General features: G+C 60.8%; 14 protein-coding genes and 2 pseudogenes. 7 read left to right on the top strand and 9 right to left on the bottom strand.

The genetic code is table 11. The features are described from left to right. Positions 1–1,073: 1,073 nt before the first annotated feature. Complete coding sequence (locus ACYQPG_RS19415; RefSeq protein ID WP_461231498.1) at positions 1,074–1,391, bottom strand: hypothetical protein; 318 nt, start codon at positions 1,389–1,391, stop codon at positions 1,074–1,076. Positions 1,392–1,673: 282 nt separating this feature from the next. Between ACYQPG_RS19415 and ACYQPG_RS19410 the strand changes: the two genes are divergently transcribed. Beyond that, positions 1,674–1,886, top strand: coding sequence for a hypothetical protein (locus ACYQPG_RS19410; RefSeq protein WP_461231497.1), 213 nt, complete (start codon positions 1,674–1,676; stop codon positions 1,884–1,886). Between the two features lie 552 nt (positions 1,887–2,438). Here ACYQPG_RS19410 and ACYQPG_RS19405 read toward each other — a convergent pair. Together ACYQPG_RS19405 and ACYQPG_RS19400 are read right to left on the bottom strand one after the other, a co-directional pair. Continuing rightward, positions 2,439–3,419 (bottom strand): hypothetical protein, encoded by a 981-nt coding sequence (locus ACYQPG_RS19405; RefSeq protein WP_461231496.1) that lies wholly within the window; start codon positions 3,417–3,419, stop codon positions 2,439–2,441. A gap of 108 nt (positions 3,420–3,527) precedes the next feature. Continuing rightward, positions 3,528–4,475 (bottom strand): hypothetical protein, encoded by a 948-nt coding sequence (locus tag ACYQPG_RS19400; protein WP_461231495.1) that lies wholly within the window; start codon positions 4,473–4,475, stop codon positions 3,528–3,530. Positions 4,476–4,742: 267 nt separating this feature from the next. Here ACYQPG_RS19400 and ACYQPG_RS19395 point away from each other — a divergent pair. Together ACYQPG_RS19395 and ACYQPG_RS19390 are read left to right on the top strand one after the other, a co-directional pair. Continuing rightward, positions 4,743–5,803, top strand: a protein-coding gene (locus ACYQPG_RS19395; RefSeq protein WP_461231494.1) for an IS630 family transposase whose coding sequence is annotated in 2 segments (ribosomal slippage) — positions 4,743–5,229 and positions 5,229–5,803 — 1,062 coding nt in all. Because the reading frame shifts where the segments join, the coding sequence is not laid out codon by codon here. A 550-nt stretch (positions 5,804–6,353) separates the two neighbouring features. Further along, positions 6,354–6,667 (top strand): annotated as a pseudogene (locus tag ACYQPG_RS19390) (aldehyde dehydrogenase family protein); the annotation flags it as partial. Between the two features lies 1 nt (position 6,668). On the opposite strand, the gene ACYQPG_RS19385 reads toward ACYQPG_RS19390, so the two are convergent. Then, complete coding sequence (locus ACYQPG_RS19385; protein ID WP_461231493.1) at positions 6,669–6,926, bottom strand: hypothetical protein; 258 nt, start codon at positions 6,924–6,926, stop codon at positions 6,669–6,671. 674 nt (positions 6,927–7,600) lie between these two features. After that, the gene (locus ACYQPG_RS19380) at positions 7,601–9,280 is read right to left on the bottom strand and encodes a methyl-accepting chemotaxis protein (RefSeq protein ID WP_461231492.1); all 1,680 of its coding nucleotides are present in this window, start codon (positions 9,278–9,280) and stop codon (positions 7,601–7,603) included. 810 nt (positions 9,281–10,090) lie between these two features. On the opposite strand from ACYQPG_RS19380, the gene ACYQPG_RS19375 reads away from it, so the two are divergent. The 3 genes from ACYQPG_RS19375 (at position 10,091) to ACYQPG_RS19365 (ending at position 13,251) form a co-directional block, all read left to right on the top strand. Then, entirely contained in the window at positions 10,091–11,197 is a 1,107-nt protein-coding gene (locus tag ACYQPG_RS19375) for an acyltransferase family protein (RefSeq protein ID WP_461231491.1), read from the top strand. 977 nt (positions 11,198–12,174) lie between these two features. After that, positions 12,175–12,567, top strand: coding sequence for an integron (locus ACYQPG_RS19370; protein WP_461231490.1), 393 nt, complete (start codon positions 12,175–12,177; stop codon positions 12,565–12,567). 222 nt (positions 12,568–12,789) lie between these two features. After that, positions 12,790–13,251: a hypothetical protein gene (locus ACYQPG_RS19365; RefSeq protein WP_461231489.1), complete on the top strand. Its 462-nt coding sequence runs from the start codon at positions 12,790–12,792 to the stop codon at positions 13,249–13,251. A 187-nt stretch (positions 13,252–13,438) separates the two neighbouring features. Here ACYQPG_RS19365 and ACYQPG_RS19360 read toward each other — a convergent pair. Next, positions 13,439–14,607, bottom strand: a protein-coding gene (locus tag ACYQPG_RS19360; protein ID WP_461231488.1) for an IS3 family transposase whose coding sequence is annotated in 2 segments (ribosomal slippage) — positions 13,439–14,343 and positions 14,343–14,607 — 1,170 coding nt in all. Because the reading frame shifts where the segments join, the coding sequence is not laid out codon by codon here. 137 nt (positions 14,608–14,744) lie between these two features. After that, positions 14,745–16,100: a cytochrome P450 gene (locus ACYQPG_RS19355; RefSeq protein ID WP_461231487.1), complete on the bottom strand. Its 1,356-nt coding sequence runs from the start codon at positions 16,098–16,100 to the stop codon at positions 14,745–14,747. A gap of 962 nt (positions 16,101–17,062) precedes the next feature. Between ACYQPG_RS19355 and ACYQPG_RS19350 the strand changes: the two are divergent. Next, positions 17,063–17,404, top strand: a pseudogene (locus ACYQPG_RS19350) (IS481 family transposase); the annotation flags it as partial. A gap of 104 nt (positions 17,405–17,508) precedes the next feature. Here ACYQPG_RS19350 and ACYQPG_RS19345 read toward each other — a convergent pair. Next, on the bottom strand, positions 17,509–18,642 hold the full coding sequence (locus ACYQPG_RS19345) for an FAD-dependent monooxygenase (protein WP_461231486.1): 1,134 nt from the start codon (positions 18,640–18,642) through the stop codon (positions 17,509–17,511). Between the two features lie 29 nt (positions 18,643–18,671). After that, positions 18,672–19,208 (bottom strand): cytochrome b, encoded by a 537-nt coding sequence (locus tag ACYQPG_RS19340; protein ID WP_461232481.1) that lies wholly within the window; start codon positions 19,206–19,208, stop codon positions 18,672–18,674. Positions 19,209–19,210 lie beyond the last annotated feature (2 nt).

The following is a 19,210-nucleotide window of genomic DNA, read 5'->3' as shown; positions in this document are numbered from 1 at the left end:
TTGATTCCCCGCCCGGCTGGTCGTCGACGGACTGCCTTGAGGGTTGCTCATGTCCCCGGCGCCGGCACCTGTTCCCTCTGGCGCCACGGCACCGGTCGGCGGAGTCGGATCTGAGCGCTGCGGCTGACCATTGCCGCCGTACAGCGCGCCAACGCCACCAGACGGTGCCGCACCACCTCCGACCCCACCGTGGCCGCCTGCCTTTCCCGCGCTTCCGCCTAAGCTACTGCTGCTCGACGGCGACGTGCTGCCGGCGATCGGGGCCGAACCGCTCCCGCTTCCACTTCCTGGTGCGGAACCGGAACCGACTCCCTGTGCGGCGGCCACGGTGATCAAGCCGATGACTGCGACGCCGCCAACCATGGTTACCGTGAGAGGTGAGGCTTTCAAGTGGAGATCCCTGACTATCGCGAGACGGGATGAGGTCCCTGCGTGGTCAATCTCGTCTCTCCAACACCGTTCCCACTTTTACGACGGCCGCTCGCGCATCCCGTGCGGGGAGCCGTCGGGCAATCTTAAGCTCTCAAAGAGAGCGCAAGCGCTGCCGCCAAGGCGCTACGACATCAGCCCACCCGTGCAAGGCTTAACCGACAGAGCTCCGACGTCTAAGGCTCGATTCGTCGCATCCCGTGCTGTGATCGAACATCCGGCGACCCACAACAGCTTATCTGCCGATATCTTCGCCGCGACTGGGCTCTCGTGCAGAGCATCAGATCTCCAAGAGGGATTGCCCCATCGGCATGACGACGCCGTGGAGATCCCGTACCCAACGCGCGCTCCGTCATGAAGCAGCCGATAGGATCAGTGCACCACCCTGCTGATTCCCGGGCCAAACGCTGCCAGACCGTCCCTCTCCACGACCTCTAAAAAGGCGCGGTAGGTATCCTGCTCGGTTGCGAAGCGCTCTTGCCACGCCGTGCTACCGCTCGCCATGTGGACGACCGCCAACTCTCAGGGATCCTGCGTCCCCGCGAACCGATAGATCTCCACGTCGACGGTCTCACCGCCACGGGTGAACGAGCCGGACATACCCGAGTGCTCGAACTCGCGATCCTCGTCCACGGCCGGCTTTCTCAGGTCCGTTCAACGTCGCCGACGAACCGGCTCATCTGCACCACGACATCATCGCCGTTGGGCCTCACCCCCGCGCTCTCTGGATGCACCTCAGCCTTCTCAACGCGCTGAGCGATCTCCATGAAAACGATCTCGACCGAGGGCGGCCAGGGCACATCGTTGTCCTGGAGCATCTGGGTGGCCCGGACCAACATATGGAATTGGCTCGGCTGGATCGATGTGCCGGCAACGTGCTGATCGAGGATCCGGTCGGCCAGTGCTGTCGCCAACCCGGCGACTTCTGCCAGCTTGTTGGGTGGTACGTCAGCGTCTGTCATCTCAGGTGCCCCTCGCTTCCATCGGCTTGGAACGCAGCTCAGGTACGCCCCTTCAGGGCGTTTGCGCGCTGTATCCGCCGTCAAATCAATCGCGGCCGACCCGTACTAGCTCATGGAGGGGGGAGGGGAGCATCCACCGTGCCGCAGTTAGAATACCCCCGCCAATTCCGCACACCGGCTGCCCCTTGCCGCTGCTCAGGCAGATCTATCAAAATGACTGAATCTCCGAAACCCGATCCTCATGGGTTCCATGGTCCACCTTCATGCGAGGAGGCCAGAGCCATGACGATCACTGCCTCGATCAACACGGTTGGCGTCGTGCGCGCGACCGAAATGCTGCAAACGGCGCGCACGGATGCAGCGCTCGATCATCGGGAAGGACCGCATACCGTCTCGGTCGAAATTGCTCGCTCCAGCGAGACTGGGGCGCAGCAGCGGGAGGGTAGGCAACTGTCTCCACCATCGCAGAGGCGGGTCGTAGATATTCGCGTCTGAAATCGGTCAGGCCGATTGCCAATTCTGGCGTAGCTCGAGCTGCGCGGCGCGTCCTGCATCAGCGTCGAGGCGGGGACGTCGATAACGCGGCATCGACTCTTAAAACGTACCGTTGCGCCCTCAGGAATCAGCGCGTCGGGCTCGGCCGCTACAATCTCCAGGTCGATCGCTCGTCGGCGCGAATTCAGCGGCCGTATACTCTCCCGAATGCGCCGGACTGGCGACCCACGCTCCGACTTTCCAGTTAGGCTGTCGGTCTCCCAGTGCCTGCGATCGAGCACGGCGGTAAGCGCAAGAGCCCAGGATCGCCCGCCGCTTCCGCACGTAGACAACTTCACTTGCTCGAGGCTAGCTAGCAGGTGCAATGACTTGTATGTGCAGTTCGTGAAAATGCTCTGACGCCGCAACGCTCATATATAGCGTTGCAGTGCCAGATCGATCGCTCGCTCGCGAAATCCGGGCAGAGGGACTGCAAAGCTGGCTTCTTTCTGAGATCGGGGTATCTTGAGGCCACTCGCGCGCACGAAGGTGTGCGGGCCGGTATCGCTCGCGTCAGATTTTGGGCGGCTCGTGTACAGCCGACGAGAGCTTCGCGCCCCTCGCCCGATAAGTCGGCCGGACCATCGCCACTTGAGAAGGATCGACTCCGACCATCGTCGGCGCCCAACCTCTCGCGGAACGCCGGCGGGCGTAGTGGGATGTAGCGGTTCGCGTCGAGTTGTGTCCGAGCAACGCAGCGACGCTCGCTCCGTCCATCACACCCTTGGCGCGTGCAGCGGCAATGTGACGGGTCGTATAGGGGCTGATCCGTCCTCCCCGCAGCGACGGCACCGCCTTGGCCGCTTGCGCAGATGCCCACGAGAATAGATACCGGATGCTGGCAAAGATCTTGGCCCAGGTGTTGGTCTTCAGCGACGTTTTGATCATCGCGAGCAGCTTGGTGATCATGGCGTTTCGCGCGGGCTCGAGTCCGCTCAACTCGAGGTAGCGGACTTCGCCGTTCGCACGCTCGTTCGTCGCCTTGGCATTCATCACCACCAGGGTGGTTCCCTCCAGGCGGGCGGTCGACCATTCAATCGGACGCAGGCCGAGCTCGCTACCGAGCCACAGTATGCTTCTGGCGAGGAGAGCGTACCGATGCTGCGACTGCTGCAACACGTCGGAAATCGCCCTCACCTCGTCGGGCATGCACGCCTTCCTCTTCTTCGCACTCGTCCTGCGCTTCCCGCCCTTGGTCGGCTCGGGACGCATCGGCTCGGCGTTCAATCGTTCCAGAGCCAATCTTGCTTCCTCGTAGTATGCCGGGTTGCAGCAGAAACTCTCCAGAGCAAAACGGAGGGAGGCTCGATATTGTCGAACTGTCGACGGCGCCCACCTGCCGTCCGCCCCCTGAAACCACTCGACGAGTTTGCCGAAAGGGGTGAACTCGCATGTCAGGCCGAGCTCTCCTGCCGCCGTCTTCGCGAGGTCATTAGCGCGTTTGAAATAGGCCTGTTCCGTCTCCAATGTACGGGTCTGGTTTTTGGCATCCATGCTCGTCACCCCCACGTTACTGCGACTGGCAGTAACGGCTTCCAGTAACGGCAGCCGTCTCAAATCCGGTCTGGAGGAAGCTTGCAGAGGCTGACGAAAAACGCTCGGTCACCGCCGCCGATCAAGACCGAAGATCGCGAGCGCAACCGGAAGGTTCGCGTATCCACCATGCCGAGCGCAGAGTGGGGTGCCTTCATCGGCACAAAGAAAAGCAATCGACCGCGATCCGCAGCCATCGTGTTCGCAACGAGCATCCCACGAGAGCTGCTCCGCGTGGAAGGCAGCCCGCGCATACTGCACGTCGGTCCCCTGCATCCATAGGGGCATGCTTCGATCGTAGCGCTTCCTCGATCTACGCGGGGTGATCGTTGCTTGAGCGACCGTGGTATCGCCCCCAATTTGGGTGCTGTTCGACGACGGCGGATCTTGAAATACACGCAAAATTTCGACCTCGGGCGTCCTATCAGCGCCATCCTCTTCGAGTTCATGTTTCCCGGGGGACGGATCGGCGTCGCACCCATTTTGGGTGCAATCGGCGATCGTACAGGCGGTGTCCGGAGCTGAAAAACCAGCTGGGGCGGAAACGTCCGTCCCAGCCGAAAGCGGTTCCGGCGTCGGGCATACGGCTACATCGGATCGGTATCGGCGGGGTCGATGAGGATGCTTGCCCCCAAAGGGCGAAGGCACCGCGCCGGCAATAGGAGCCTGAACGTCACCAAGAGACACGGTTTCGACAGAATGACCGGCTTTCCATCGGGGATCGGGTTGGATCGTCCGAACGTGAACGCCGTCGACTGTGCAACGCGACCACACGATAGAGCCCGCCGCACGCAGACTGATAAGTGCATTTTTTACGGTGTTGGCAGCCAAGTCCAACCGAGCAGCGATGTCTGGATCCTCGGCGGTACATCCCTTCGTCCAGAAGTCAGCATCCAACGAAATCAACCAGGCGACGTGCTCGGCCGATTTTTTCACGTCCTGATTGCGCATGATCGCTAAGGCCCATGCGTCCTGTTTGAAGGAGGCAGGCGGTTGTTTTGGTTCTGCGGTCGACATCTCGTCCTATCTTTCTCGATTTCCTCCTGCGGGAAACCACAAGGATACGGCCTGCGTTCGCAAAGAGCACCCAATCTGGGTGCGCGGTATTGTGGGCCTCCGCCACGCGCCCCTGGGTTGGTGGATGAGCTGCGTCCAGCCTTGTTAGCCTGCATCGATATCTGCGAGCATCATACTGCACCTAACACCAATCGACGGGGAGGCTGACTCACGGGGTTTCGTTGCGGGGCTGGATCTGATTCGATGCGGTGAACCGGAGGGTTTGCCATGTCAGCTGCGGTGCCGCTGCGCGAGGACTTCACGTCCGATGATCTGCGGCGGCGAGCCAAGGTCAGCCGGGACGCGGGCCAGAGCCGTCGTCTTCTGGCGTTGGCTGAGATCTACGACGGCGGCAGCCGCACGGATGCGGCGCGGATCGGGGTGGTGGGCCTGCAGACGGTGCGCGATTGGGTGCTGGCTTTCAACGCGGATGGTCCGGCGGGGCTGATCACCGGAAAGGCGCCGGGCCAGAAGCCGAAGCTAGACGCGGCACCGCGCCGGGCACTGATGCAGATTGTCGAGAGCGGGCCGGACCCGGACCGGTACGGCGTGGTGCGTTGGCGGCTGAAGGATCTGGCCGCCTCGATCTACGCGAGCTTTGGCGTCAGCTTGGACGAGAGCACGCTCGGACGGCTCATCAATCGCCTCGGCTTCCGCAAGCTGTCGGTGCGCCCGCGCCACCACGAGCAGGATCCAGCCGCCCTGACGGCCTTCAAAAAAACCTGCCCGCCGCCGTGAAGGCGATCCGCGCGGGGCTGCCAGCCGGAACGGCCATCGAGGTATGGTGGCAGGACGAAGCGCGCGTCGGCCAGAAGAACACCCTGCCGCGGCGATGGGCGCGCCGCGGGACACGACCCTCGGCCCCCAAGGACCAGCGCACAGCCTATGCCTACATCTTCGGAGCGATCTGCCCGGAGAAGGGCAAGGGCGCCGGTCTCGTCCTACCCCGCTGCGACAGCGAGGCGATGAACCTGCATCTGGCCGAGATCAGCCACTCCGTCGCGCCCCGCGCTCATGCCGTGCTGATGCTCGACGGCGCAGGCTGGCACGGCGCTCACGACGTCGTCGTGCCGGACAACATCACCCTGCTGACGCTGCCGCCCTGCGCGCCCAAACTCAACCCGGTCGAGAACGTCTGGCAGTTCATGCACGACAACTGGCTCGGCGACCGAATCGTCGCCTCCTACGACGACATCTTCGAAAGCCGTTGCGACGCCTGGAACCGCCTCATCGACCAGCCCTGGAAGATCATGTCCCTAGGCCTGCGCTCGTGGGCCTACCGGTTATGATCAACGCCGATTGGTATAATCGCTCACGACGACCGGTGCGCGTAAGCTGCCATGCGCGAATGCCGCTACCCGTTATGGAGCGACCACAGGGTCCGTGGTGTGGCCTTCACGTAAGATGGTGATGTTGAAATGAAGACCAGAGACGTCGGCGCGTTTGCCGAGCAAAGCCATCGGTGGGCGCTCCGATTCAACGGCCCGATCCGGACGCGTTTGGCGTGAGGCCAGAATTTAGGAACGGCCGTGGGTAGGTTCGCGCGGGGGCCGGGGGTGCCACGGTGCCAGTAGGGAAGGGCGGGGGAAGTCCCAGGGGAGGGGAGCAAGTTTGAAGGCTATCCCTCGGGTCTTCTCACTTATTTTGCGCCGGTCGCTGGGGACGGCTTTCGAATATAGGACCCTTTTTAAGAACGGCATCAGGATAGATTTTCAGCGTCGATCTAGTTGACTTGGACTGATTTTTTGAGGAACCTTGGTATGATAAGGCCTCGCCGCATCGGCACGTCAGTGATCTCTGAATTCATTACTTTCAGAGCGAAAAATTATTCGCACCAATAGGTTCCGAGACGAGGCGGAGGCGATCCACATGGCCAACGACAATGAGTACCGCCCGGCCCGCTACTTCTACACCCGCGATCTCAGCCGCACCTTCCGGGCCGCCGAGGCGCTGGAATACGGCATGGTCGGGATCAACAAGGGGACCATCGCCACCGAGGCGGCCCTTCGGCGGCGTGAAGGAATCGGGTGTCGGCCGCCAGGGGGCCTAAAGGCATCAAAGATTACTCGAACACCATATATATATGCCTCGGCGGGCTCGTCGCCTTATCCGGACGGCCGCTCCCGGGAGTCTCCGGGATCGGCCTAGGCTGACTTAGCGGGCGCTGGGCGCCGTGCCGCTGCCAGCGGGCACGCCGGGCGTGCCGGCCCGGTGGGCGGCGGTGGAACCGGTCGTCGCGCCCGGTCGCGCCGAACCGGACTGTTCCAGCGAGCCCTGCCCGGTGCCGCCCACGGCGCCGGACTTGTTCACGTTGCCCTGCCCGGCGCCGCCGGTGGTCGGAGCCTGGGCCATGGCCGCTCCCGACAGCGCAAGCGTCACGGCGGCGGTAAGGGCGAGTGTGGTCTTCGGCATGGTCGTTCCTCTGGCCAGATCGCATCGGATCCTGTGGAAGGCCAACCCCGTGGCCGCCGGAATGGTTCAGCGGACGAGCGCCACGCTCCACTCGGTTAGGGGCTAACGCAGGCCCGAGGCGAGCTTACGCTTGCCTCAACGGCCTGGCTGCTCCTAACCCAACAAACAAATCCGCATCGAGTGCAATTTTTCGGGCACCCTGAACTCTAAAATATGGTGGATGCTATGATCAGCAAACCCGCAACGATCGGATGGTTCCGTTTTTCCTGCGGCATGCAGACAATCGTGCAACGGCAGGGATCGTCTTCTGGAAAGAAAACATGCTCCAGCCAACCACTTAGTGCAACAGGAAGTAGTACGCAGACCGCCTTGCCTCGAACAGGCAGATATAATCTTTCGCTACAGTGCCGCGTTCCGATAGCTGCCCTTTATACGAATGGCATAACGTCACCGTCATCACGTTGAATGTCCGCTATGGAGGACCTTAAGATCCGATTCGAATGACGGAAATGGGCGCAGAGCCGAACGACCGCCCTGGCGCGGGTCGGCGATCCGGCATGGCGTAGTCGGGTGGGAAGAGGCTCTTCCGCTTCCAAGATCAGTCGGCAGGGAAGCGGACATTCGAGTTGCGGCCGAATTCCATCGCTTGCACACTGCGGGCCACCGGACTCAGCTCAGGCGGCTCGTACAGTAGCCAGGAAACGTGAGACTTCCGCCGTGAGATGCTCAGATTGGCGCGATAGTTCAGAAGCGGCCCCGAGCACTTGGCTCGCTGCCGCGCCGGTCTCTTCGGCAGCCCCCGCCACACCAGCGATGTTGCCCGTCACCTCGCCCGTGCCTACCGCCGCCTGGGCGACATTGCGGACGATCTCCTGTGTCGCCGCACCCTGCTCCTCCACCGCCGCGGCGATGGAGGTGGCGACTGCGCTGATCTCGCGGATGCGTCCTGTAATCGCGCCGATTGAGGCGACGGCCTGCCCGGTTGACGCCTGGATCTGCAGGATCTGTCCGGAAATCTCGCTCGTCGCCTTAGCGGTCTGCTCGGCCAGCGCTTTTACCTCCGATGCGACAACGGCAAAGCCCTTCCCAGCGGCCCCCGCGCGCGCAGCTTCAATTGTGGCGTTGAGAGCCAACAGGTTCGTCTGACCCGCGATGGTCGAGATCAAGCCCACGACATCGCCGATCCGGGAGACGGCGGCGCTGAGTTCCTGTACCAGCGCGCCGGCCTGATCGGCCTCGGCGACGGCCTGCCGGGCGAGGTCTGCAGAGCCGTCAACCTGCCGTCCGATCTCTTGCACCGAAGAGCCGAGCTCCTCGGCCGCCGCGGCAACGGTGTTGACGTTGGAGGCCGCCTCCTCAGCAGCGGCCGCGACCGCGGAGGATTGGGCGGCGGTCTCGGCCGCAGTGCCGCTCATGGCTCCAGCGGTGGCCTGTAGTTCAGTGGCCGAGGACGACACCATGCCGATGACACCACCCACTGCGGCCTCGAACCCGTCGGCCATTTCGCGCATCGCGCGCTTGCGCTGCTCCTCCGCGGAGGCCCGGGCCAGGGCGGTCTCCTCTTCGAGCCTACGGGTGCGGACGAGGTTGTCCTTGAACACCTGCACGGCAGCGGCCATTTCGCCGATCTCGCTGCGCTCGCCGGCATTCGGCACCGCAAGATCAGCCGCGCCCTCGGCCACCCGTTTCATGACGTCCGCCATGCGGCGAACAGGGACCGAGATCGTGAAGACGGACATCCAGCCGATCGCCAGCGTGATGGCAACCACGACGACAAGCACGACCGCGATGCCAGCGCGGGCGCTCTCGGCTAGAGCTTTGGCACTGGCGGCGCTCTGCTTGCCGGACGTATCGTTGAAGGCGATGTCTGCCTTCAGAGCCGTGCGGGCCACGTTCAGGTTCGGCAGCATGCTGTCCAGGAGATAGTCCGCCGCCGCCTTCGTCTCTCCGACGTGCATCCGGCGCAGGAACTCCTCGCCCATCTGTGAGTAAGCAGGCACCGCTGCCGTCACGGCCTTCCAGAGAGTTTCTTCACCGTCGCTGAGATAGGGGGCGTACTCTTTCAGGTCCGTCTCAATGTCGGCCATGCTCGCCCGAAGGCGTGGCAGGGACTGAGGCCGGCGCTCTTCGCTAGAGACGAGGTAGGCCAGTTGCCGGCTGCGAAGCGCCTCGAAATTCGTGGCCAAGCGGCTGAGGATCCGGGTGGACGGCAGGGTATTACCGCCGAGGTCGTGGACGGACCCAGTAAGGGCGTTTAGGCGGGCGTAGCAGAAGCCACCCAGTCCAACGGATAGGGCGAGCAAAACCAGAAGCGACGCGATCAAGCGTACCCGTACGGAGAAGTTGAAGTTCATTTCAGCGCGATTCCGGGCGGAACAATTCATTCTAGAAGTAGCGCCCTATGTCTAATTTATTATTAATGGCTCTGTTTCTTGCACCTCATGCAATTTACTTCTCGCTTATAAGTTTGAATGAACTATACTAATTAATTGACTCAGCTAAATCGTCAGGATCTGCGTTTGTCGCGGGGTATCATAGTCATATCCCCGTTCGCCTTGGCAGGATGAAACGAGGATCGCAACCGACCAGGCTGGGTCGTAAGCAGCCCCCCGGCCGCAGGTACCATGTCTCGGATTTTCAGCACCGGCTGCTCTTCGGCGCGGATTTCCCGATCGACGTGTCCCATGCCTGACCGGGTCGGTTCCAATAGCTCAACATCCGCTCGAACAGTATCCGCGTCGGCTCGACGCCCCGCGACTTATTGGGGGTGCTATTTGCCCCTCAGGAGGAGGTCCGGATAGTACCGTGAAGAGCTCAATAAGCCGCGACAGCTGTGATAATAACTTATACAATTTTTGAAAGCAGCATCAATCGCAATACTCGCATATATACTCCATATTGATAAAATATCTGACTAACTCTGACGTCATCTACTGCGAATTATAGTTGGTATTTTCTCGATAGATCGGTTATGAATGATAGTCATCGATGAGATTGTTGAAGATCATCAACTCGAACTCCGCTCGAGCCAGGGAAAGGAGAGGAGCCGAAAAGCTCGGTAGTCAAAACAAAAACTACGTATTCGTCCCGCTGCAAAAGAGCCAACGCAAACGTAATTTGCAAGACTGACTGACCTATACTATGTCAGGAAGTGCATAGGATTGGTGAGCGGTTCCGGCTTGGTTGATATAATGGTTGATAATAAAAACTTAAATATCAGCTCTGCATTAGCCGCTTCTAGAGGAATAGCTGTTTTCATAGCTGTATTGTGGCACGTCGACATTCATTTATCGAATAGCTATCCTTTATACCAAGTTCACGGAACAATTTTCAAATACCTGTGGTACATACCTCTGCCGCTATTTTTCTATCTTTTGGGAATTTCATTTAGCGCAATCATTCAGAAAAACCGGATTGGGTTGATATCCGCTGCTGTTGGATCTTACGTTTATATATATATTGTGTGGGTTATGATCTACCATATAATTTTTTACGCTTTTGGACGGCATAGTATTGATGCGGGGGTCCTGCAAAATTTGAAAAGATTTTTTTTCCCAGCTCCCGAGCTGTGGTTCATTTTGTGGATGCCCTGTTGCATTGCGTTGTGCATGCTAACGCACCGTGTTTTGCCAATAGGAATTATGATCGCCCTCGTTTGCACAACGTTGCTGACAACCACCTCCGGTTATAAAATTCAGAATTTTTTGATATACAATCTAACGTTCACGTTTGCAGGGGCTTATACCCGACAGATATTTGTCGACTTTATGCAAAAACATAGTGGAAAGTTGCTTGTTTTAAGTGCCATAACGTATGTGCCAATCGCACATCTTACCGTTCCGTTAGATGCATTTGCTATACCAGCACTGGCGATTTTCGAAAGCGTTATAGGGATCATCCTAATTGTTTCAACAATGACAGTTTTGCAAAAAATCAATTTGGTTAAGTCCCTGGCTTCGCTGGGCCGCAACGCGTTTCAGATTTATCTCATTTCTCCCCTGTGGATTATAGTAGATTTGCAAATAGTACTACGGCTCCAAGTCGCAGAAAACCAACAAGAAAACCTGTTGTTTCAGGAGTCTGCGTACATATTAACCGCTATTGTGATGCTGCAGTCTTTAGTGACGACGCAGCTAATTGGCAAAAAAAATCCGCTTCTCAACGTGCCAATGGCTCTGCGCAAGAGAATCGAGTATCCGATAACGCAGATCTTGTCGAAGTTTTCGGCTCCGTCGATCGGCGTCCGAACAGCCCGTCAAACTCGCAGATAATCATATAGACCTTCGCGTTTGCCGCACGTTGTGTGAGACCGAACCGAACTATCCTTGTATGTGTCAAATATATAATAGCCGACGAAAAGCCCCGCGCGGCGGATGCCGGCGGGGCTGAAGGTGGTCTCGGAGGAAAATCTAGATTACCGTGCTGTCGGCCCGCTGCTTTAACATGAAGCAGATCACGCCTGGCTAAAATGACGCAGCCCCGTACGCGGCGCTAGGCGGGCCAGGGCTTCGTAGGTCTCTCGCGAGAGAGACGGTAGACACAGTTGGCGGGGTAGCGATTGCGGCTCAGCCTGGATTCCGGGGGAGATCCCGGCCGACGACGATGCCACCCAGTAGCGCGAGGAGAGCCCAAACGCGGCTGAGATCCTCTCCGTCAGGGCCGCCGCCTTACCCCTTAGAGCCGCCGTCCGTTCAGGTAGCTCGCTCGGAACTTATCGACGTTGAATGGGCGGCCCAACGTGTTTGTTATCCGAACGTCGGCATAGCCAGAGTCCATCCACCGCTGCGCAAGCACGAGTGCATTAGAAGCCACTTGGCGCGTCTGTTGGACAAAGCCTTCCTTAGCCTCCCCAGTGATGACGTAGAGGGCCTGCCGGAACATGTCGTCGTGCATATCGGCGGGCTAGTGCCTAACAGAGCCGAGCACATTACCGCAGGTTAGAAATATGCGGACGTTGGACGCTTGGTGTTCCATCCAACACTTCGCGTTCCGCGAGGGCTGGCTCTGCCGTATGGGCGAACGGTAGAATCGCCAACGAGAAAGCCCCGCGCGGCGGCTGCCGGCGGGGCTGAAGGTGGTGCGGGAGGGACCGCGGGGGAGCGTCGCAAGCCGCGGGCTTGCTAAGGCGGATCCGCACCAAAGGGGCTTTAGGGAACGCGCAGTCCGCCCGCGGCACTTAACGCATCGCTATGCTGCGCAACGCACTCGAACGAGTTGCCTGACGTCATCGCTTTGCTATTCTGCCGGGATGCGCACCGCCCTCGCCGCCCTTGGTCTCGTTTTCGCTGTCGGCGGTGCAATAGGCCAGCCTCACCTCGACGTACCGATCTACGCGGGTGGCGACAATCGCTTTGATGCGTGTGGCGGTAACGGCCAGGTCGTTGGTCTTGATCCGAACGGCGACGGGTTCCTGTCCGTCCGCAGTGGCCCAGGCGGTCGCCCGTTTCGAGAGGTCGACCGCCTCTATAACGGCAATCTCGTTGCGATCTGTACAGAGAATGGCCCTTGGATGGGCGTGGTCTACGGAACTCGCGGCACGGACTGCAACGTCGATACCCCTTGGCCGGTCAAGCAGGCCTACACTGGCCCGTGCAAAGCGGGATGGATCCACTTCCGATATTTGAAGGTGATCGCAGGCTGATCGCCGCTCGCTGGCGAGACTGCAACGACATACCGTCTCACCCCCCATTGTGCTGAACATCCGCTCGGCCCGACCCCGATCTGCTCACAGGGCGGGGGAGCGTCCGATTTCACCGGTTGGGCAGCGAAATTCATCTGCCCGCGGTAGAGTGTGGACGAGATCGCTGGCTTGGTGAATCCTGCTGTGACCATGCCGAAAAACGCACGGCCGTGTACATGAGCAATGGGACTGGCCACTGTGGCGCTGAAAAAATGGACTATCGAGAGAATTCGCGATTTTAAAGACTCAGATCAGCGCACACTTTACGAAAGGGCGCTGATGGATCCCGCCGCGTCATACATCGTAGATATGATGAACGAGAGTGGCTTGAAGCCTAAACTCAATCTTATGTCATTTACGGACCCAATCTATAAGAAAATGGTCAAAATTTCGAAGTCCGCGGAGGGCAAAGATGCGATGGAAGCTGCTGCAAGTGAGGGAAAGCCTGCGATCTGCGGCTTAGACAAACTCTTTCAATCTGTGCTCGGAAAGGACTATAGCAACACCAAAACTCCCGGTACGATCATGTCGGCCGGAAGTCTAGCGGCAGAGATCATGCCGAAGCTCGGTCATATTAAGGCAGGCAATGCAAAATGCCCCGAGGGATGCATTGCACGAGAAGGTATTATTTGGGCAAAGGATTAGCTCTATTCTTTTTGGGCTAGAAAGCGCGGCAAAGGTAGCGCACTAAAAAGCCGGCGCCGGCGGACCGGGCGGGCTGAGTTAAGGGAGCGTCCGGGGCGTTACGCCGGGTGCATACCGAAACACTACCAGCATCGCAGACATAGCAAAGCCCTCTGGCCTGCCCCCGTTCGGTGGCCCAGGTTCGAAGTTAGTGCATCGTCGGTCGTGTGACGATGGCAGAACGAGCGGACGGCACTGATCCGCTCGGTTCGGTTGGCCAGATGACGACCTCTGGCGCAGGCGGCTGGTAGCCGAGCGACGAGTGCGGCCGGATGCCGTTGTCGTGCTTCCGCCATTGCTCGATCACGACGCTGGCCTCCTTGAGGGTGTAAAACACCTCGCCGTTGAGGAGTTCATCCCGCAGCTTTGCGTTGAAGCTCTCGCAATAGCCGTTCTCCCACGGACTGCCCGGCTCAATGTAGGCGGTCGTCGATCCCACCGCCGCGATCCAGTCCTGAACGGCCTTGGCGATGAACTCCGGTCCATTGTCCGAGCGGACATGGCCTGGCACACCGCGTAAGCTGAACAGATCCGAGAGCACGTCGATCACGTCCAGCGCCTTCAGTTTGCGGGATACGCGGATGGCCAGACACTCGCGGGTGAACTCATCGATGACGTTCAGCATCCGGTACTTGCGCCCGTTGTGCGTGCGGTTCTCGACGAAGTCGTAGGACCAGACGTGGTCAGGCCGCTCCGGCCGCAGCCGCAGGCAGGAGCCGTCGTTGAGCCAGAGGCGCGACCGCTTCGGCTGACGAGCGGGAACCTTGAGGCCCTCGCGGCGCCAGATCCGCTCGACGCGCTTCACGTTCACCGTCCAGCCGTCACGCCGGAGCAAGGCCGTGATCCGACGATAGCCGTAGCGCCCATACTGCAGAGCCAGAGCGACGATGGCGGCCGTCACAGCGACCTCATCCTCAACCACGACGGCGACCTTGCGCTGGGTCGAACGATGTTGGCCCAGGACACGGCAAGCGAAGCGTTCGGACACACCGTGCTCGGCAACGACGAAGTCGACACAGGCCCGGCGGCGAGCCGGGCTCAGAAGTTTCCCGAGGCGGCCTCCTTTAGAATCAGCTTCTCCAAGGTCAGGTCGGAGATCGCTCGACGGAGGCGCTGGTTCTCTGTCTCCAGAGACTTCAGCCGCTTGACCTGGTCACCCTTCAGACCGCCGTACTCGGAACGCCAGCGATAATAAGTGACTTCCGTCACCTCGATGGAGCGGATTGCTTCGGCAACCTTGCGACCCTGCGAGACCAGGACATCGACCTGGCGCAGCTTGGAGACAATCTCTTCAGCCGTATGCTTCTTCCGCCCCATGACGACATCCTCCACATGGCCCAAAGCTATACCTCAAGGAGGACCTCTTTTCAGGAGGCAGGCCACTTGGCCGCTTGGTATGCGGACAGGCCATAGGCATGACCATGCTCTGTCTCACATGACTTTGCAGAGACGCCCTAATGCGTGCAGCGACGCAGCCTGAACATCGGCACATGGCTCGGCCGCGTCGAGAACGATCCGATCGGCTGGACAGGATTGGCTTGTTCGATAGCAATTGCGTTGCCACGTAGGAGTCGAGCAAGGACAAGCACACTCTCGGCGAGGGCGAGTTGAGCGCCGATGCAGACCCGCGGTCCGGCACCGAACGGCAGGAACGTAAACCGCGCAGGCTTCACAGCGCCGAGGAAACGCGATGGATCGAAACGCGAAGGGGAGGTCCAGAACACGGGGTTCCTATGCAGCATGCAGAAGGGAAGGAGAACGAGGCTGCCACCGCGGATCGGTAATTCGCATAGGTCGTGCGGGTCCCTAACTTCGCGGGCCGACATATAGGCTGGGGGATACAGGCGCAGGGTTTCCTCGACCACGGCCCGTGTCAGCGGCAGGCGCGCGAGCGCCTCTCCGGCCGAAGTCGGCGACACGTCACAGGCGCAAGCCTCGTCGCGCACGGCGCCCTGCCATTCAGGCGCGTTGGCGAGGAGATAGCACGCCCAGAAGAGGGTTAGTCCCGTGGTCTCGTGGCCGGCGAAGAGCATCGTCGACACTTCATCGGCCAACAAGGCCTCGTCTTGGTCCTTGTAGGCATCCGCCAGTATATCAAACAAATCGCGCGGCGTATCTGGCGACGCCGTGTAGCGGCGTTCCACGATGATGGAGGAGATAATTCGCGACCAGCGTCGCCGAAACAGTGCCCGCCGCATATCTGTCGGCGTCAGCAACTTCGATGGCAGCAAGAAATCACTCGCGCGGGGACGCCCTATCGTGGCGGAATAGAACAGGAGCAAACGCCTCAGCTCAGGCCCGAAACGGGCCGTTTCGAGCGAGAACATCGAGCGCGCTGCGATATCCAAACTCAGGTCCTGCATCGCGGACAGCAGATCGATTAGGCCGCCCTTCGAGGCTTCGATCCGTACGCAGGTTGCCTCCGCGCACGCCGCGATATGCTGCGACAGGACGGGCAGTGTCCGCGGCGTGAACGCGGGCGCAAGCGTGCGGCGCTGATGCCGCCAAGCATCTCCCTCCGCTGCAGCAAGTCCCCGGCCGAGGATGGGACCGAGCACGCGTCCTGTCGCTCGTACGCGGCGGAAACGATCCGGATGATCTGCCAGGACATGACGCATGGCGTCGGGGGTGTTGGCGAGGATCAAATCCGTGATGCCGAGGCGGAACTTCATTACCGGCGCGGTGAAGCACCGTTCTGGGAAGGCTGAGAAGGCGTTGCTCCGGACCCGCATGAGGACGCCGAGACCAGTGATCTGGTCGGGTGCGAGCGGAGGCGCTGGAGGCTCGAAGGGTTGGCCAGGGCTGTACATACTAGCTTTCGCCTGAGCTCATAGGAGTTCCAAATTTCCCGATCTAACGCTGCCTACACTGCGCAGATCATTAAACACATCGTCTCCTAGCGGAAGAATTTTCGGCATCATCCGCTTTCGCTCATGAAAGAGAAGTGCCAATCATTCAATGTTTTTTCTTCACGAAATTCAGGGACTCGATTAAGTCAAAGCCCCCCGGACCTCATTTGCTTACAGGGCAAAGTTTATACGCTACGCCTGCTTGATCGCCAGCCGACGTACCCGAGATTTTGAAGCTCCCGCGCGACTGCACGAACACCGTCTCAGACGTGGTCGTTGGCGTCACCGGGCTTCCGTCCCCCGCAGCGCCGCAAGAGGTCGCTATTTTGTATGTCTTGCCGCGAGCGTTTATGATCTTGCTGACGCATTTGCTGTCGTGCGGGCCGCCCAGCCCCTGCCCGTCGTATGTCCTCAAAGCAGCAAACGGCGCGCCCTCGCACGTCAGATCTGCTCGGACGTAATTGCCGTGGGACAGCGGCAGCGGCTCCGCCTTGAGAGAGCCAGCGCAGACGATGGAGGCTGAAAACACGCCAGTGGCGTATAGCTGGGAAGCGACGGATTTCATGCGCAACCACCATGCGATTTGTGGATCATGCCAGCCGATTTCGGCTTGGCTAGTTCTAAGTATTTCTTCTGGGTGCTAGGCGCCTAGTCCTACCGAAGACCTTGATAGCCAAGTGGAGTTTCGGCTCTGTTTCGAGCGATAGGTGAATCGGTTACGCTTGAAACATTCTGGACGTAGGCTCTTTCGGTACGCGGCGGCGTTCAACGACGGCCAGGGACCTGGCGAAGCTGCCATTCGCATAGTGATGACACGCCCACGGCCCTCCGCGGTCACGGACGCCTTAGCTCGGTTCCAAGTGTGCAGTCCCACAGTGTGGTGGCATCACTTTAGCTGAGGTCGCTGCACACCGGGGGGCGTTGTGGGACAGGTTCTTCACGGCTGCGCCACGACCACGCACGCGGTCAGAGCAGCGCTACAGCGATCGAAAGCCTCGTTCAAGAAGCTTGCGGCACAGCATGGACTGAACCCCAAGACGGTCGTGAAGTGGCGCAAGCGCGCGTTGGTGCATGATGCGGCGATGGGACCAAAGACTCCGCACAGCACTGTGCTCACTACCGAAGAGGAGGCGGTAATCGTTGCCTTTGGACGGCACACGCTCCTGCCGCCCGGCGACTGCCTGTGTGCGCTCCAGGCCACCATCCCGCACCTGACCCGCACGTCCCTGCACCGCTGCCTGCAGCGCCACGGGATCAGCCGGTTGTCCACTAAGCTCCCAACTCGGGACGTCCGCCTTTCTTAGCGGTCAAGGTTTGAAGGTCCCGCCCTACGACCGTTGGGATGGGCTGAATCGCCTCAGCCCGATGCTCATGCCGAGACCGGTGTGCGGAGCGGAGAGTACGTCGCGCGGTAGCTGCGCGGCCCAATCATGGGAAGCAGGAGGTTTTTGGCCCAACTCGGCATCCGTGCGGTCCGCGATAGGCGATCGGTCATCGCCTGGACATGAGCCACTCGGGGCCGGCGTAGCGCCTCGTACTCGGCACCGATCGTGCCCCAGTCCATCCGCTCAGCCAGCAGCGCGGCCAGCACCAGCGCATCCTCAAGAGCGAGGGCGGCCCCCTGAGCCCAGACCGGTGCAGTCGCGTGGGCGGCGTCTCCCACGAGCGCCACCCGGTCCCGGGTCCAACTCGGAATACGAACCTCTTCGAGGGGGGAGTGATAGAGTGCGCCGGGCTTAGCCAGAACCGCATCGAGAGTGTCGCGGACGAGTCGCGGAAACGATGCGAAGACATTTTGAAAGGCAGCCAGGTCCTGCCCCCGTCCGGCGGCCCCGCTTACTGAGACCCAGCCATAGACCTTGCCATGGTCGACGGGGATGAGCAGGAACAATCCGTTCGATCCTGCCCAAAGCGTCCATGCGTCAAGGCCTGGGTTCGGCGCCATGAAACGCCAGCTCGCAGGGGCGAGCATCGCCGCTCCGAGCTCGGAAGCACCGAACGTGTCGCGTCGAACCCGCGAGTGGACACCGTCGGCGCCGACGTGGAATCCGCCGGTTTCGGCCGTCCCATCCTGAAGCTCGACCGCGACGCCCCTTGGCATCTGCCGGACAGCGCTGATCTCAGATCCCGGCCGGAGATCGGTCGGGGGAAGGTCGAGTGCCAAGAGGCGCAGCAGGTCGGCGCGACGCACACAACGCGGGCACGCTTCTTCCCCCCAGAACGCTGCCTCGTCGATTCCGAAGATGAGGCGCCCGCTCTCGGTGCGGTACTCGCGCCGACGGACGGGCGAGCCGATGTTGCGCAGGGCTTCGCTCAAGCCGAGCTGCCCGAGGGCTTGGACTGCGTTCCCCGGCAGGTTGATGGCGAGGCCCGCATCGGCCGGCGTCGAGCGCCGCTCCAGGGTCAGCGAGGGAATGCCGCGTCGCTGCAGCGCTCGCCGCATGGCAAGTCCGGCGATACCGCCCCCGGCTATAAGCACCCGGCCCGCTGCGCTGTCGTCCATGCTGTCTCGCCTCGTTGCCTGGCCCGTCGTCATCGTGACCGCGGGCTCGTCAAGCGCAGGGCCATGCTGGAGAAGACACCATCCCGCCGGATCAGCCCGTGTATCAGGGCGGCGCCGAGATGGGCGAGGATGAGACCGAACAGGGCGTAGGCCAGCACCGTGTGAAGCGGACGCAGCCAGGCGTAGATCGTGGGATCGCGCGGCAAGATCGGCGGAAGCACCACCGCGCCGCCGAGCCCGATGGGGTAGCCGGCCGCCGACAGCATCGCCCAGCCGATAAGCGGCAACCCGAGCATCAAGCCGTAGAGCAGGATGTGCGAGGCGTGCGCCGCCTGTCGCTGCCAGCACGGAAGGTCCGCCGGCAGTTCGGGCGGCGGATGACGCCAGCGGTTGACGAGGCGGAGCGCCGCGAGGATCAGGATGCCGATCCCGAGGGGGCGGTGCAGCGCCACGAGGGCGTCATAGTGCGACAGGGAGGTCACCATTGCCACGCCGATGAACAGCATGGCCAGGATCATGCCGGCCATGGCCCAGTGCAGCAGCCGGGCCGGTCGGTTGAAGTTCATGG

This window comes from Methylobacterium sp. CM6246, assembly GCF_054818005.1.
This window is presented reverse-complemented; position numbering and strand designations above follow the sequence as displayed.

Coding starts and splice junctions, on each gene's coding strand:
- ACYQPG_RS19415 (WP_461231498.1), bottom strand. CDS start 1,391: ATGACAGACGCTGACGTACCACCCAACAAGCTGGCAGAAGTCGCCGGG.
- ACYQPG_RS19410 (WP_461231497.1), top strand. CDS start 1,674: ATGACGATCACTGCCTCGATCAACACGGTTGGCGTCGTGCGCGCGACC.
- ACYQPG_RS19405 (WP_461231496.1), bottom strand. CDS start 3,419: ATGGATGCCAAAAACCAGACCCGTACATTGGAGACGGAACAGGCCTAT.
- ACYQPG_RS19400 (WP_461231495.1), bottom strand. CDS start 4,475: ATGTCGACCGCAGAACCAAAACAACCGCCTGCCTCCTTCAAACAGGAC.
- ACYQPG_RS19385 (WP_461231493.1), bottom strand. CDS start 6,926: ATGCCGAAGACCACACTCGCCCTTACCGCCGCCGTGACGCTTGCGCTG.
- ACYQPG_RS19380 (WP_461231492.1), bottom strand. CDS start 9,280: ATGAACTTCAACTTCTCCGTACGGGTACGCTTGATCGCGTCGCTTCTG.
- ACYQPG_RS19370 (WP_461231490.1), top strand. CDS start 12,175: ATGCGCACCGCCCTCGCCGCCCTTGGTCTCGTTTTCGCTGTCGGCGGT.
- ACYQPG_RS19365 (WP_461231489.1), top strand. CDS start 12,790: ATGGGACTGGCCACTGTGGCGCTGAAAAAATGGACTATCGAGAGAATT.
- ACYQPG_RS19355 (WP_461231487.1), bottom strand. CDS start 16,100: ATGTACAGCCCTGGCCAACCCTTCGAGCCTCCAGCGCCTCCGCTCGCA.
- ACYQPG_RS19345 (WP_461231486.1), bottom strand. CDS start 18,642: ATGGACGACAGCGCAGCGGGCCGGGTGCTTATAGCCGGGGGCGGTATC.
- ACYQPG_RS19340 (WP_461232481.1), bottom strand. CDS start 19,208: ATGAACTTCAACCGACCGGCCCGGCTGCTGCACTGGGCCATGGCCGGC.